Origin of the sequence: Gilliamella sp. W8136, from assembly GCF_016101285.1 — a bacterium.
GTDB lineage: Bacteria > Pseudomonadota > Gammaproteobacteria > Enterobacterales > Orbaceae > Gilliamella > Gilliamella apicola_N.
Window position 1 is genome coordinate 133,992 of record NZ_JACFQU010000003.1, and the last position, 16,357, is coordinate 150,348.

Consider the following 16,357-nt stretch of genomic DNA (forward strand, 5'->3'; position numbering starts at 1 on the left):
CATTAAAAAGGATCATCCAAATGATAGATTTTAATGAAGATATAATAAGCTATAAATCTTTGGGTAATATTGAGATTGGTCGTTATGTGGAATTTTATGCAGACGAATTATATGAAAATTTTGATGTTGAAGAAAGCACGTGGGAAAAACCAAGTTCTTCAAATAAAGTTGGATACGAACTAAAATATTTGTATTGCTTGAATAATGGAACAATAACTATTTCTACAAATTGAAATGGCCGAATTGAAGAGTTATGGTGTAATCAAAATTATAAAGGAAAATACACAAATAAATATAAAATGAATTATATTCTGGCATTTCAATGGGAGAACTGCTTAATTTAAAAAAAAAACAGCTTATTTTTTTGGGATGAACTTATTCCTGATGACGACTATGGTATAGCTATTGCACTTCCTTCTCCATGGGATGAACTCGATGACTATTTTAAAGATATTCCATCAGATTTAACGCTAAATGAGATTTATGTTGGTAATCGTGATTGTTATCGGACAGTATATAAAAAAAGAGAAGAAAAAAATCAAAGTGGAAAGCAAGACGAATTAGATAATAAAGCCGATATAATAAGCCCTAAATTTATAAGAAATATTGATGTTTAATGTAATTTCAAATTCTATTCTATTGAATCATATTATTTTATTGTAATGAAACAACTCTTTTAAGTACCTAGTTCTTGAGCGAGACAGATGTTAAAAGCTGTATTAAAAAAGAGCAGATGTAAGCAAATAATTTAATCTAGGCTATCGTTTTCCATTTCTAATTCAATTTTTTTTATCGCTTGTTCACAGCGGTAGATTCGATTATCCAATGTAGCAACTTTAATATGATCAATTGAATCAGATGAAAGTTCAAATTCATATTTCATATCTTGTAATCGTCTTAGATAATCCAAATGTCTTGAGTGTTTTTCTGCAAGTGTTTCCAGTATAACATAGTCGGTAGGCTGCTTACGTAAATGTCCAGTAGCAAGTTCGCGGGTAAGGGCGGAGATTTGATCAATAAGCTTTTCTGAAAAAAATTCAATTTGCATCAATTTTTGAGAGAGTACCGCATCGCAAAGGGCTTGATAAGTCTGCTTTATTTTATCAAGATAGAATTGGTTATTGGATTCGATTTTGCTAGTGTTAAACAAATGTTCATCGAAATAATGTTCTTGAAAAGATTGTTGATCTGTTAAATTGATCTCTTGTTCAAGTACATTTATTTGATTTTTTAATTTTTCCAAAAAATTTTGCATGAGTTAATCTTCATTATTGGTTAGATGCATCATCATCTTGTCCAAAATAATTACCTAAATGAATTTTAGATAAGTTTATAAGTTGCATTAATGATTCAAATGTTAATTTTTCATTTGGGTTTGCGTTAACATTTAATACTTTTTTCTCAATGAGTTGTAATTTGATTCGATTATAGCAATCCACTAAATTTAGGGGTAAAGGTGATTGTGAACGTCGACCCAACCAAAATATACCTTGTAATGGTAAGCTCAAGGCAAACAAAATAGTTAAGATTGTTACTGCAAGCTGCGCTGGCATATAATATTGCCAAACAATTAGCCCTACAATGCAGGGTGGCAAATATTTTGTTATGGTTTTTATGTGGTTAATGATTTTTAATTCAGGAAACGAATGCATCAATTGCTGATCAGTCGGACAAAGCTTCATATACCTTTGTCCAGCCTTAAATGTATTAACTAAATTCATCTTGTTGGGATTCCTCGACATTCACTTCTTATTGTCTTAAAATAATGTCATTCAAATTGGAGACTCTCTCTATTTTATCTCAAAAAGCAAGATATCAGAAGTCACCTTAACGTAGTCACATCGATTTTTAAATCATGTGTTGAGTTACCAATTTTGATTGGTATATATCTTTTTATTCAATTTATAGGAATTACTATGTCATCAAGTAATAACGCTCTTGTTCTTAATTGCGGAAGTTCTTCATTAAAATTTGCCATTATTAACCCTGAAAATGGTGATGAGTTTTTATCGGGGTTAGCTGAATGTTTTAATCTTCCTGATGCACGTATTAAGTGGAAACTTGATGGTGTTAAGAACGAAGCTTCTTTAGGTGCTGGCGCTGCTCATAGTGAAGCAATCAGATTTATTGTTAATAGCATCTTCCCTCAAAAACCAGAATTATTAGATAGTATTAAATCTATTGGACACCGTATCGTTCACGGTGGTGAAAAATATACTCAATCTGTCGTAATTGATGATTCAGTATTAAAAGGTATTGAAGAAGCTGCAGCATTTGCACCTTTACATAATCCTGCGCACTTAATCGGTATTCGTGAAGCTTTTGCAGAGTTCCCTCATCTAAAAACTAAAAATGTTGCTGTATTTGATACTGCATTCCATACAACTATGCCAAAAGAAGCTTATTTGTATGCTATTCCTAACGAACTTTATACTAAACACGGTATTCGTCGTTATGGCGCACACGGCACTAGCCACTATTATGTTAGCCGTGAAGCTGCAAGATTATTGAATAAACCAGTTGAAGAAACAAATGTAATCACTTGTCATTTAGGTAATGGTGCATCAATTACTGCTGTTAAAAACGGTAAATGCGTTGAGACTTCAATGGGCTTAACTCCACTTGAAGGTTTAGTAATGGGTACACGTAGTGGTGATATCGATCCTGCTATCATGTTCTTCTTACACGATAACTTAAATATGTCAGTTGCTGATATCAACAATCTTTTAAATAAAAAATCTGGTCTATTAGGTTTAACAGGTGTAAGTAGCGATTGTCGTTATGTAACTGACAACTATGGCAAAGATGAAAATGCAACAAATGCTTTAGATGTCTTTGTTCACCGTTTAGTTAAATACATTGGTGGTTATGCAATGCTTTTAGACGGTCGTTTAGATGCAATCGTATTTACTGGTGGTATTGGTGAAAATTCTGAAGAAGTTCGTCGTATGGCCTTACAAAAATTAAGTATTCTAGGTTTTGAACTTGATCAAGAACGTAACCTTGCTGCACGTTTTGGCAAAGGTGGTACAATCACTAAAGACGGCTCTGCTATTGCAATGGTGATTCCAACCAATGAGGAACTTGTTATCGCTCAGGATGCTGCGCGTCTAACTGCTTAATAAACGATTAAAACCGCCGAAATGGCGGTTTGTTTTTACATAAAAGAATTAAGAGGAAAATAATTATGTCTCGTACTATTATGCTAATTCCAACCGGAACCAATGTAGGGTTAACAGGTGTGAGTCTTGGTGTTATTCGAGCTATGGAGCGTCAAGGTATTAACTTAAACGTTTTTAAACCAGTTGCGCAGCCAAGAGCAGGTGGTGATGCCCCTGACAACACCACGACATTAGTGAGTAATAACACATCAATTCCCGCTTTAAAACCACTTAAAATGAGCCATGTTGAAAACCTATTAGGTTTAAATCAACAAGATGTGTTAATGGAAGAAATCGTTGCCCTTTATGCTGAAAATACTAAAGGTGCTGATGTTGTATTAGTTGAAGGTATTGTTCCAACTGCTGATTATCCGTTTGCTAATGAATTAAATAATAACATCGCTAAAACGCTTGGCGCTGAAATAGTTTTTGTTGTTAATATGGGTAAAGACACACCAGAACAATTAAAAGATCGTATTGAAATTGCCCGTTCTAATTTTGGTGGCGTTAAAAATGAAAAAATCGTGGGTGTCATTGTTAATAAAGTAAATGCACCTGTAGAAGAGCAATCTCTTGCTCGTCCAGATGTTGCAGAAATTTACCATACTCATAAATTTGATGGTGAAAAAATCACAATTGAAGATTTAAATCGTCATAGCCCAATTCCTGTGCTTGGTTGTATTCCTTGGAATATTGATTTAAGTGCTTGCCGTGCAATTGATATCGCTAAACATTTTGATGCCAAAATCATTAATGAAGGTTCAATTCAAAGCCGTCGTATTAAACATATCTCATTCTGCTCACGCAGTGTGCAAAACATCATCAGCCATTTGCAACCAAATGCATTACTTGTGACTTCAGCTGACCGTTCTGATGTATTAGTAACAATCAGTTTAGCTGCTATGAATGGTGTGGCAATTGGTGGTGTATTGTTAACTGGCGGTTATGAAATTGATGAAAAAATCTATAAATTATGCCAACCAGCTTTTGATACAGGCTTACCTGTATTTACTGTTAAAACAAATACATTCCAAACTTCAATTAATTTACAACAATTCAATTTAGAAATTCCGGTTGATGACAAAGAACGTATGGATAATACACAAAACTTTGTTGCTGACCATATTGATGCAAATTGGATCAAATCATTAAATGAAGTGGTGAATTCAACTCGTCGTTTATCTCCGCCAGCTTTCCGTTATCAGCTAACTGAGCTTGCACGTAATGCGAAAAAAGTGGTTGTTTTACCAGAAGGTGATGAACCAAGAACAATCAAAGCTGCAGCTATCTGTGCAGAGCGTAATATTGCAAAATGTGTACTTATTGGTAATCCTGATGAAGTTCGTAAAGTAGCAGCGTCTCAAGGCGTTACATTAGGTGCTGGCGTTGAAATTGTTGATCCAGAAAATATCCGTGAAAAATATGTACCGCGCTTAGTTGAATTACGTAAAAATAAAGGTATGACTGAAGTTATTGCGCGTGAGCAATTAGCTGACAATGTTGTGCTTGGTACAATGATGCTTGAAGCTAACGAGGTTGATGGTCTAGTATCAGGTGCGGTTCATACCACTGCCAATACCATTCGCCCACCATTACAATTAATTAAAACTGCCCCAGGTAGTTCACTTGTATCATCTGTCTTCTTTATGTTAATGCCAGACCAAGTTTATATCTATGGTGACTGTGCAATCAATCCAGATCCAAACGCACAAGAACTTGCTGAAATTGCTATTCAATCAGCAGATACTGCAATTGCCTTTGGTATTGAACCACGTGTTGCGATGATCTCATATTCAACAGGTAGTTCTGGTCAAGGCGCTGATGTTGAAAAAGTGAAAGAAGCGACTCGTATTGCTCAAGAAAAACGCCCAGATCTAATGATTGATGGTCCATTACAATATGATGCAGCAGTTATGCCTGATGTGGCTAAATCTAAAGCACCAAATTCACAAGTAGCGGGTAAAGCAACAGTGTTTATCTTCCCTGATTTAAATACTGGTAATACCACATATAAAGCAGTACAACGTTCTGCTGATCTTGTATCAATTGGTCCAATGTTACAAGGTATGCGTAAACCTGTTAATGACTTGTCTCGTGGTGCATTAGTTGACGATATCGTTTATACTATTGCATTAACAGCTATTCAATCAGCGCAAGAGCAAAATGCTGGTAAATAGTTTATATTGATGTTTCAATTTGTGAGAGGTTATTCAATAACCTCTCATTTCAACCAAACTATAACGTTTTGTCCTTTATAAAAACAAAAATAGTTAAAAATAATGTTTGTTATATATTGTTTATAGCTGTTATTGCGTTCAAATTCATTACATTTAAGAATAATTTATTTAGTTTAATTTATTTTTAGTTTTAAGCTAATTCTATTTTTAGTGATCTAATTAAATAGTTATTTTTTGTATTTGCTCATTTCATTCATTTTTAAATGACTAAACAAGTAATGTTTATGTCAGTAATTCTAATTTACTACATAAAAATAACTCTTATCTTTTAATAAATTGGTTTTAAATTAATGTTATTAGAGGTAAAACTAAATGAACCGTTCTAATCAAAACTTAATCCAAATCATTGCACCAAATATTTATCAAGATACTGCGTGGAATGAATCCGAAGTATTAGGCTATACCATGTGGTTATGGAATAGAAACCCTAATTATCGAAATGCGGCGATAAGTTCAGCATTAGAAGCATTACTTCCTATCATCAAGTCTAAAAACTTTATTTTATTGATTAAAAATAATAGACCATTAGGGTACCTCAATTGGGCTTATTTGAATAAGGAAGAAGAATGGCAATATTTAAATAAAATGAAAAGTTATCTCAATTTTGTCCAATGCAACGAAAAGGATGAAACGAAACGGCTATGGCTTTTATCTTTTTTTTGCCCATTTGGATTGAATGAAGTTTTACTTATGAAATCAATATGTAAAAAAGTATTAAAAAATAATCTTTGCTTTTTTGGTTATCACAAGTCAAAAGCAAAACCTGTTATTAAAACAGTTCAATGTTAGGGTATATTAGCCAAGAATTTTGAAACAAATATCTAAAAAAATTAATATTATTGGAGCGGGCTTTGTTTCTTCTGAATTAGTAAGAGGTATTACTCAATAAATCATAACAGTTTTAATTTTGCCGATTTAACCTTTTACTTATATTGCACAAAAGTGCTTATGGATTCTGTTGAGTGTGACAAACTAGTACGGTGATAACAATATCAATACTGCAACTAAACTCTAAGTCTCATGTAAGTTTTATACTTGAACTCAAAGTAAATTGCATGAGTAACTTATCATAATTAGGATAAATTTTGACAGCGGGCTATGATTTATAGCGTCGCCAATGTTTGGATTAATTTTAAAAAATCTAGTCACGTAGATATAAGTAAATACCAATTTGAAAAATATAATAATACTGGGGGGAATTGGTAGGTGCAAACAACCATAATTAAAGATACTTATTTGTAGATTGATGCACGTTTTGAACATGATCTTGGCAATACTATCCCCGAAAATATCGAAATAATATAGGTGTTGAAAAAATGGTAATTGTTGTTCAAATAAAAAGCAAACAATAAACTAACATCCTAATTAATATATACCTAGTGAAATTGTATTTACTGTGTATATTTTTCTATTATTCAGATATTTTCCTTTAAATATTGATCAGTGAGTAAGCCTGCAAATCCCTCAGCCATGCTTCACCTTAATTGCAAATTTTATTTCCCTAATATGCTAAATATCTTTTTTATGAATATTTATTACATAAAAAATGCTGATACGCTATTTAAGCATAATGATTAGATGATACAATACCAAGCAATTTTTATATTGGCTTATATTTTAGGAATTAAAATTGATGAATAAAGACATCCACCAACAACGTATATTGATTTTGGATTTTGGTTCACAAGTAACGCAATTAATTGCTCGAAGAGTTCGTGAAATCGGTGTGTATTGTGAACTTTGGCCATGGGATGTTTCGGAAGAAAAAATTAAACAATTTAATCCTAAAGGCATCATTTTATCAGGTGGCCCTGAAAGTACGACCGAACAAAATAGCCCAAGAGCGCCTGAATATGTATTTAACGCTGGCGTGCCTGTGTTAGGTATTTGCTACGGTATGCAAACTATGGCAATCCAAGTAGGTCAGGGCGGACAAGTTACAGCATCTAATCAACGTGAGTTTGGTTATGCTAAAGTTGATATTGTTGCAAAATCCAAATTAACCGAAGGTATTTTAGATAGCACAAGTGATGCGGGGCTTGATCAACTCGATGTTTGGATGAGTCATGGCGATAAAGTCACTTCATTACCCGACACGTTTACTTTAATCGGACAAACAGAAACATGCCCATTTGCCATTATGGCTAACGATGAAAAACAGTTTTATGGCGTGCAGTTCCATCCGGAGGTAACGCATACTGTTAAGGGATTAGAGTTACTGCAACGTTTTGTTATTGATATCTGCCAATGTGAAAAATTATGGACACCTTCATCTATTATCACGGATGCAGTTGCTCGTATTAAAGAAAAAGTTGGCAAAGATAAAGTATTATTAGGTCTTTCTGGTGGTGTTGATTCATCTGTTACCGCATTATTATTACATCAAGCTATTGGGGATCAGCTAACTTGTGTCTTTGTTGATCATGGTTTACTGCGTTTAAATGAAGCAAAGCAAGTAATGGAGATGTTTGGCGATAAATTTGGTTTAAATATTATTGCTGTCAATGCTGAAGACCGTTTTATGGCTGCATTAAAAGGCGAAACCGATCCAGAAGCTAAACGTAAAATTATTGGTCGTGAATTTATTGCCGTTTTTGATGAAGAAGCAGCAAAATTAAAAGATGTCAAATGGCTTGCTCAAGGAACCATCTATCCTGATGTTATTGAATCTGCTGCTGCTGACACAGGTAAAGCTCATGTCATCAAATCTCACCATAATGTGGGTGGATTACCTGAAGATATGAAAATGGGCTTAGTTGAACCATTACGTGAATTATTCAAAGACGAGGTACGTAAAGTCGGTCTGGAACTTGGTTTACCTTACGATATGCTTTATCGCCATCCATTCCCTGGACCGGGTTTAGGTGTTCGGGTATTGGGTGAGGTGAAAAAAGAGTATTGTGATTTATTAAGACAAGCCGATGCGATTTTTATCGAAGAACTCTACAAAGCCGATTTATATCACAAAGTTAGCCAAGCATTTACTGTATTTTTACCAGTACGCTCGGTTGGCGTCATGGGCGATGGACGCCGATATGATTGGGTAGTCTCACTGCGTGCCGTTGAAACCATCGACTTCATGACCGCCCACTGGGCTCATCTTCCATACGACTTCTTAGGAAGAGTGTCGAACCGCATTATCAATGAAGTAAATGGTATATCACGAGTTGTATACGACATAAGCGGAAAACCACCTGCGACTATAGAGTGGGAGTAAAGATTTTACAGTTATTAATTTCTGTTAATCTATATAAAAGCCATTCATTTCAGAATGGCTTTTTACTTAGAATAAAATTATTAGAATTTAAAATGATAACAACAAATTATAGTAAAACATGTGAATTTAAAAAATCGTTCGTTCCGTTGCATACCAGATTAACGATTGTGAATGATCGACAAATTGATTTTCATCATCCAATAGTAGTTGTATAGCTTTTTTTGCTTCATGCGAAGTTCTGATATTTAGCATCTTTTCTTTACTTTGCCACCAAATTTCTGCCATTCCATCAAAATCAAAAATGGGTGCACCTCTACTATTGCGCATAGCATTTCCCGGTTTTTTATCTTGTAATGGTACGCTTTGGACATAATGAAGAATTCCCAGTGCTTCTTTTTGTGAATTAACTAAAGTTGCATGATGGTTACGCCAATAATCATCAAATTCTTGATAACTTAATGTCTTTTTGCGTTTAACTAGCGTTATTAATTTAATCATTTAATACCTCCGTTTAAAAATAATCTAATCATATGATAAAGTATGACATTGCTGTAAGAGTCAATAGGAAGTGATATGAAAATTGGTGAATTATCAAAATTAAGTCAGATCAGTGTTAGAATGCTTAGATATTATGAAGAAGAAGGACTTCTTTCACCAAAACGCACAGTTTCAGGTTATCGTCAGTTTGAAATAGAGGACATTGACCGAGTAAAACTAATTCATAAGTTAAATAAGGCTGGATTAACATTAAAAGTGATTCGTAGGATCCTCCCTTGTTGGCAAAATCAGAAAAAAAAATTTTCTCCCTGTGAAGAATTCAAAATGGGGTTGAGTGACACTTTATTAAAAATAGATGAGCAAATTCAACTTTTACAGCAAAGTCGTAATCGTTTATTAACCTTGTTAGAAGAAAATTAAGATTCATTTTTCAATTCCTGAATAGGTTCTTAAAAGCAAAATGCTAAAATAGAGTAGGTAATTACACAAATCTTTTAAACAACTAATAAACTAACCCCCACTATGAAAAGTTATCACATATAGCTTCTATAAGCCTTTCCTGATAATGTCAAAACTGACATCTTTTAAGTATATTTGTTTTTCAACTCTAAAAAATGGCATATTAGGTTGGGTTTCTATTTAGTATTGTAAAAATATCGGTATACATCTAACGGGTGCGATAAATTCCGCTAGCAAAATTGATGGAACTATAAAGGTGATAATGCCAATAAAAGCCTGTTATTAAATTGTTCAGAATGGTTATATAAATAGTCCAAATCCCATTAATGTTTATCCTTAATTAGGGATGCTAAATATATATATATTTGAAGTGAATGAGGTTAAACGAATGAAATTAATTGAGTTAGAAAATCATATTAAAAAGCTCTTTGTTGGAGATGAGATTATGAGTTAAAGCAATTAAGCACATTTTATCAGGAAAGTTATAATTATCACTAAAAGTTTTTACAACACATTAGATTAGTAAGACAAGAATAAAATAAATGTATACATATTATTTATATAATTCGTGTCGATCTGAATGCCGTTTAAAAACAACATAAAAGAACAATTTAATTAAAGCTAGTTTAAAATAATTGGCTAGTAAGTATACTATGTGTTGATATATAATGTAACTATGTATTTATAATAAGTTTTTCAGAAATTATTAGATAATTAATAGATTTTTTTAAAGAAAATAGGAAAAAATAATCTCATAAAAAATATGGTATTAGATATAAAAATATGTATTAATGTTTGAAATAAGGAATAAATAATGTATCTGGAGAGTTTGAAGATTATAAATTATCGAAAGTTTGGTGAAGAGAATAATACAATATATTTTGTTAATTCTAATGAGATTTATCATTCCTTTGATAAAAGTATTGGGGAAACAAAGCCTTTAATATCTCCGTCAAGTACATTAATAATTGGTAAAAATAATTCAGGTAAAACAACAATAACTAATGCATTAATCTTTATTACTGAGGAAAAAAATAAGTCGCCTAAATCTTCTGATTTTAATGTATATTATCTAAAGAAATTGCTCGAGCAATATCAAGTAGCTTATCAAAAAAACGAACCTTTTGATAATCTCCCAATCCCTAAGTTAGAATTCATCTTAAAAATAAAAATTGATTCTAATAGAGGTGAGGATCTCATCACTAATCTTTCTAATTTTATTACATTGAGTAATGATTCCTTAGAAGAACCGATTGAAATTAAAGTTATATATGAACTCAAAGAGTCACAAATTTTTTATGAAAATGTTAGAAAAATTATTAAAGAAACTGAAACTAATCACCCCCAAACTGATGGTTTTTCTAAAACCAATATACAATTAGAGAAATTGCATGAGCTACTTGATGATAAAGAACTCATTGAATATAAAGTTATGTATAAAAACATAAACGATACTGACATTAGTTCTTTTTCATTAAGTAATCTATTTTCAATTAAAAATATAAGAGCTAATCGGCATTTAAATGAAAATATACTTACAAAAGTGTTTCAGCGAATTGTGTCTTCTCAATTTGATAATGATAGCTCTAAAGATTTTTTTAAGGATGATATTGAAAAAATCAATCAAGCTATTACCCATAAAGTCGAAAGTAGAAATGAATCTGTTTCTGAAATCTTAAAAAAAATTGAACAAGAAAATCACGTTGGTATGCAATTAAGAGGCAATGTAACCCAACAAACTATTTTAAGAGATTTGATTAAATATAGCTTTACTGATGGTGATGATTTCATACCTGAAGATCAATTTGGTTTGGGATATGTAAATTTACTTAATATTATAGGTGAAATTATTCATTATATTGATAATTATGAAGAAAATAGCCATCAAAGCAAAATAAATTTATTATTTATTGAAGAGCCAGAGATATTTATGCACCCGCAAATGCAGGAGTTCTTTATTTCTCGTATTGATAATGCTGTCAATAAAGCTTTGGATCTGGCTAATACTGTACCTGAAAATAAAAAATCACTACAGTGTCAAATTGTGGTTACGACGCACTCTTCTCATATTGTAAATAGCAAAATTCATAGTTGTAATTCTTTTAATAATATTAATTACTTAACAATAAAAGATAAATATTCAATTGTAATCCCTTTAGATGATAAAAATATTCTAGAAAAAAATAGTCCGACAAAAGAGAATGACATTCTATTTTTGAAAAAACATATTAAATACAAAGTATCTGAATTATTTTTTTCAGATGCTGTTGTTTTTGTGGAAGGAGCAACCGAGGAAACACTATTACATTATTATTTAGAACAAAATCAAATTTTAAATAATTACTATATATCAATGTTTAGAGTTGATGGGGCTCATAGTAAAGTTTATTTTCCATTGATTAAAAAACTAAATATTCCCTGTTTAATCATTACTGATTTAGATATACAACGGTATCGTTGTGAAAGAAATAAAAAGCATAAAAAAGAAGATTCTGATTGTCCTATTTGTAATAATGATGGTTCTTATCCAATCAAATATGCACAAATAACATCTTTAGATAATAGACAAACCACTAATTCAACATTAATTTATTTGTTAGAAAATTCAAAAAATTCAAAAAATTCAAAAAATTCAAAAAATTCAAAAAATTCAAAAAATTCAAATAAAACTATCAGCTTGATTAAAATAAAAGATTATATTGAAAAAGATTTTCTCTATGTTGTTTATCAGAAAGATCCTATAGAGGGGCAATTTGCAACAAGTTTAGAAGAAGCAATTATACTAACTAATCACGAAAATAATCTTCTTCATAACTTAATCTCCAGCCTTAAACCAACAATTTATAAAAATATAACCAATAATGGAAAAAATAAAGATCTACTAAAAGAGAATTCTTTTAGACTACAACAAAGTTTTGGCAATAATAGTGGTAAATCTGAATTTGCAAGTAAGTTACTCTATGAGCTAATTACTTCTGATGATACCGAAAAACCTAAATTACCTAAATATATTCAGGATGGCTTTTCTTGGTTGGAAAATAAGCTGAGGAAAGAGATATAAGTGATGACATTAGCACAAAATCTTGAGAAAGAACATCTAGTACAAGAACAAATTTTTAATGCTATTGATGAATTTAATAGTTTTCGTTTTAATGCAGGCGCAGGGGCAGGAAAGACATATGCACTCATTGAATCTATAAATTATATTCTAAGTAGAAAACAATTAGAACTGAGAAAGAATAATCAAAAAATAATTTGTATTACATATACAAATATAGCTGTTCATGAAATTAAAAAACGTCTTGGAAATACACAATTTACTTTAGTTTCAACTATTCATGAGATGTTATGGGAACAGATAAAATTATATCAAAAGAGCGAATTAATCGACTTACATAAGGAAAAGTTAAATAATGAATTAAGTAATATTAAAGAAAAATTAGAAGAATATAAAGAGGATCAAAATCTTTCAGATATTTTTAATGAAAGATTAAAGTCATTTTTATCTCTAATTAAAGAAACAAAAGAATTGTTTTATGAAAATAGAGATTATTCTGCAAATACATTTAGGGCATGTTATGAAAGCTATATATCTGAACACGATTATCTAACCTCAGCCTTAAAAAATGTAGCTAACTTTAAGAAACTCGTAGCACTTTTTTATAAAAAAGAGGGTTACACAAAAGCATTAGAGAGAATTAATGACCCTCAAGAACGTAAAAAAATTAAAATTCAATATGACAGTAAATCTAATTCAGATCGTCTAACTTTGATGAAGTTTAGTCATGATACTTTATTGGAATATAGCCATTTGTTGGTTGATCGATATCCAATGCTTCGAAGAATTATTGTTGATAGATATCCTTATATTTTTATTGATGAGTATCAAGATACTCATGAGAATGTTATAAAATTAGTTCAAAAATTGCATTTTTATGCGCAAGAGAGCCATAAAAAATGGCTGGTAGGTTACTTTGGAGATACTAAACAAAATATTTATGATGATGGTGTCGGTAGTAATATTCAGGCAATTCATCCAAACATAGTAAATATTGACAAATTATTCAATCGACGAGCTCATTTGCAACTCACTAATCTAATTAATAAAATTAGAAGTGACAGTATCCAACAAGTACCTATTGATCCCAGTCGTACAAATGGGGACATTAAATTTTTCTATTTAAAGAATACGAATGAAGATAATAGAACAAGTAAAATACAAGAATTTATAAAACAGTTTAAAAAATCTATTCCTCAAGATCAAAAGATAGACTGCTTAGTTCCTGTTAATCGTTCCTTAGCTAATTTAGGAGGTTTTAGGGAAGTTTATAAGTCTATTTATGACTCTAAGATTATTTATTGGGCTGATTTTAATTCTCAGCTTTTATCACATCAGTTAGAGAAACTCCATCCTGCGGTACTTATTTTTTATCATTTAGCTATGTTTTATAAAAATTTAAAAAGTACGAACACAACATATTATGAATTATTAGGAAAAACAAATGATGATGTTACATTTGATAATGCTAAAAGAATAATTAATTTATTTAAAGATATGAAAGTTACAACTTTGGAAGAATTACTAAGAAATATATCTCAAATTATACATCAAAATGACGCTGACTATACTAATCCTGCAATTAAATATTGTCTTAATAACTCTCTTTCAATAAGTTATTACGACATTAAAAAATATGATTCATTTTATAACTATATGAAAGATATTATTTATAAAAATATAATCAAAAATCAAAGTGAAAATGAAAATGAAAATGAAAATGAAAATGAGCAAATCAAAGAAGAACTTGACCAAAAGATACAAATAATTCTGAATGTAAATTTAGGCGAGTGGCTAAATTGGATCTCATTTATTAATGAAGAAAGAGATGATAATACAAAGGTAATTTATCATACTTACCATGGTACTAAAGGCGAGGAATACGATAATGTAGCCATTATCATGGAGCATGATTTTGGTGGTATAAGAAATGGTAAAAATAAGTTTAAAAACTATTTTTCTCATATTAAATGTTCTACTGAAGAACAAGAACAAAATTTACAGGATAAAAACTATAAGAAACAATTAGAAAATACTCAGAATCTAATTTATGTAGCATGCTCTCGAGCAAAGAAAAATCTTCAAATTTTATATTTAGATGATATAGAGGAAATAGAGAAAGGTCTTAAAATGTTATTTTGTAAAATAAAAGAGTTTAATTAGATTGAAATAATTCAATTAAGTAGATTTAATATTTTACTTTTAGTTAAACAATGGTAATTTAATCAGTATAATTAATTGAAAAAATTGTAATTTACTGTTTTTAAAAATTAAAATATGGCTCTATATTAGAATCGGAATTAATCTTTTTTGGCAGTTAATATTAAGTAAAATCTAAGAAACAAGTGATATTAATTATATAATTGGATAATTATTAATAAAGATCTTTGTTTTGTAACAAAATACCACTGATCTTAAATAAAATTATCAATGCTTAATTAGCATAATCATAAGAAACTTTTAAACAACTGGAAAACCAATTCTACATTCAGAAAAGTTATTGCATATGACTTCCATTAGATCTATCTTTGATATCATGAAATTTAATAAATAGTTAATTATGAAGGCAATTTGATGTTTAATCTTAAAAAATATTTACTTGGTTTATTAGTGCTGTTTAGTGCTTCTTGTTTTTCGCTTGATCGTGTTGTCATGTTTGTTTGCACCGGTAATACTGGACGTAGCCCCATGGCAGAAGCTTTAGCTAAAGATTATGTGAAAAAACATAATTTAAATATTTCAGTTCAATCACGTGGTGTGAATGTTGATCCTAATGAAATCAATCCCGAAGAAGGCACCGTTAAAATATTAAAAGATAGAAACATTGATATCTCTTCGCACAAAGCGACTCAATTAGTCAAAGAAGATATTGATTCATCAGATTATTTATTAACAATGACACAAAACCATAAAGATCGTATTTTAAGCAAATACCCAGAAGCTGAAGGTAAAGTATATACATTGGCTGAATTTGCAACAGGTAAAAATGAAGATCTTTCTGATCCTTATAAAATGCCAATAGCTGCTTATATCAAGGTTGAAAATCAATTAGATAAATTTTTACCATTAGCGCTTGATAAAATTGCAAAAGAGGAATAATTCATAAATTAAATTTAGTTTAGTCAGTTTATAAATACCCAGATATTTTTTACTTAATAATTATGGAATTAAATCTTTGGGTGTTATTAAAGCAACTTAATAGAATTAAGAAAAATTAGTTTACGTAACATTGTTAGTTTAAAAAAATTATAGATCAATAATACAAAAAATTTGTTTTAATCTAATTTTTGCTATTTATCAAAAAAAGAAAAAAAATGTGGCTAATTAAAATAGCTAATATGGTATATTATTATACATGACTTTTTTAGGGTAGATTAAAGTTTAATCAAAGTCACCAATATTTGTCCATCAAAAAAGTTTTGTAAAGAAAATTAAAATTTTGTAAATATTAATAATATTTCACAACTTTCTAATTTTTTTAAACATATTTTATTTTGTCAAAAATACTCCATTTTTGGAGCCTACTAAAAAATCTTTTCACACATTACTAAATCAATGAAAAATCATAAATATCAAGATGTTAATGTAAATTTTACTTAAACAGTTTACATAAACCGATAATCTATATAATATTATAAATTGTAAAGAATGCACAAATTAAAAGCATTATTTACTAAGCTTTTATAAAAAATATGAAAGCTTGTTTTATAGAATAAAAAAAGTAGAA

The 16,357-nt window shown here is 30.3% G+C and carries 12 protein-coding genes; 9 read left to right on the forward strand and 3 right to left on the reverse strand.

Going from position 1 to position 16,357, the window contains the following annotated elements:
- Window positions 1-20 precede the first annotated feature (20 nt).
- Window positions 21-233, forward strand: a complete 213-nt coding sequence (locus tag H3T96_RS02695; protein ID WP_144091192.1) for a hypothetical protein — start codon at window positions 21-23, stop codon at window positions 231-233.
- 515 nt (window positions 234-748) lie between these two features.
- Here the strand turns inward: H3T96_RS02695 and priC are convergent.
- Together priC and yfbV are read right to left on the reverse strand one after the other, a co-directional pair.
- Window positions 749-1,255 carry a primosomal replication protein PriC gene (priC, locus tag H3T96_RS02700; protein WP_144091194.1) on the reverse strand — a complete coding sequence of 169 codons (507 nt, stop codon included), beginning with the start codon at window positions 1,253-1,255 and terminating at the stop codon, window positions 749-751.
- A 13-nt stretch (window positions 1,256-1,268) separates the two neighbouring features.
- Window positions 1,269-1,721 carry a terminus macrodomain insulation protein YfbV gene (gene yfbV / locus H3T96_RS02705; RefSeq protein ID WP_039126954.1) on the reverse strand — a complete coding sequence of 151 codons (453 nt, stop codon included), beginning with the start codon at window positions 1,719-1,721 and terminating at the stop codon, window positions 1,269-1,271.
- A gap of 195 nt (window positions 1,722-1,916) precedes the next feature.
- Between yfbV and H3T96_RS02710 the strand changes: the two genes are divergently transcribed.
- The 4 genes from H3T96_RS02710 to guaA all read left to right on the forward strand — a co-directional run bounded on the left by H3T96_RS02710 (window position 1,917) and on the right by guaA (window position 8,615).
- Entirely contained in the window at window positions 1,917-3,122 is a 1,206-nt protein-coding gene (locus tag H3T96_RS02710; RefSeq protein ID WP_144091195.1) for an acetate kinase, read from the forward strand.
- Between the two features lie 65 nt (window positions 3,123-3,187).
- Window positions 3,188-5,338, forward strand: coding sequence for a phosphate acetyltransferase (gene pta, locus H3T96_RS02715; RefSeq protein ID WP_039126948.1), 2,151 nt, complete (start codon window positions 3,188-3,190; stop codon window positions 5,336-5,338).
- A gap of 372 nt (window positions 5,339-5,710) precedes the next feature.
- Entirely contained in the window at window positions 5,711-6,187 is a 477-nt protein-coding gene (locus H3T96_RS02720; protein ID WP_144091197.1) for a toxin-activating lysine-acyltransferase, read from the forward strand.
- A gap of 844 nt (window positions 6,188-7,031) precedes the next feature.
- The gene (gene guaA, locus H3T96_RS02725; protein ID WP_144091199.1) at window positions 7,032-8,615 is read left to right on the forward strand and encodes a glutamine-hydrolyzing GMP synthase; all 1,584 of its coding nucleotides are present in this window, start codon (window positions 7,032-7,034) and stop codon (window positions 8,613-8,615) included.
- 126 nt (window positions 8,616-8,741) lie between these two features.
- Here the strand turns inward: guaA and H3T96_RS02730 are convergent, their stop codons facing one another.
- Window positions 8,742-9,113 (reverse strand): EthD domain-containing protein, encoded by a 372-nt coding sequence (locus tag H3T96_RS02730; RefSeq protein WP_144091201.1) that lies wholly within the window; start codon window positions 9,111-9,113, stop codon window positions 8,742-8,744.
- A 75-nt stretch (window positions 9,114-9,188) separates the two neighbouring features.
- Here H3T96_RS02730 and H3T96_RS02735 point away from each other — a divergent pair, with 75 nt between their 5' ends.
- The 4 genes from H3T96_RS02735 (at window position 9,189) to H3T96_RS02750 (ending at window position 15,729) form a co-directional block, all read left to right on the forward strand.
- Window positions 9,189-9,533, forward strand: a complete 345-nt coding sequence (locus H3T96_RS02735; protein ID WP_144091202.1) for a MerR family transcriptional regulator — start codon at window positions 9,189-9,191, stop codon at window positions 9,531-9,533.
- A gap of 853 nt (window positions 9,534-10,386) precedes the next feature.
- Complete coding sequence (locus H3T96_RS02740) at window positions 10,387-12,633, forward strand: AAA family ATPase (protein WP_144091204.1); 2,247 nt, start codon at window positions 10,387-10,389, stop codon at window positions 12,631-12,633.
- Window positions 12,634-12,636: 3 nt separating this feature from the next.
- Complete coding sequence (locus H3T96_RS02745) at window positions 12,637-14,793, forward strand: UvrD-helicase domain-containing protein (RefSeq protein ID WP_144091205.1); 2,157 nt, start codon at window positions 12,637-12,639, stop codon at window positions 14,791-14,793.
- A 411-nt stretch (window positions 14,794-15,204) separates the two neighbouring features.
- A complete protein-coding gene (locus tag H3T96_RS02750) occupies window positions 15,205-15,729 on the forward strand; it encodes a low molecular weight protein arginine phosphatase (protein WP_144091208.1) in 525 nt (174 codons plus the stop codon).
- Window positions 15,730-16,357 lie beyond the last annotated feature (628 nt).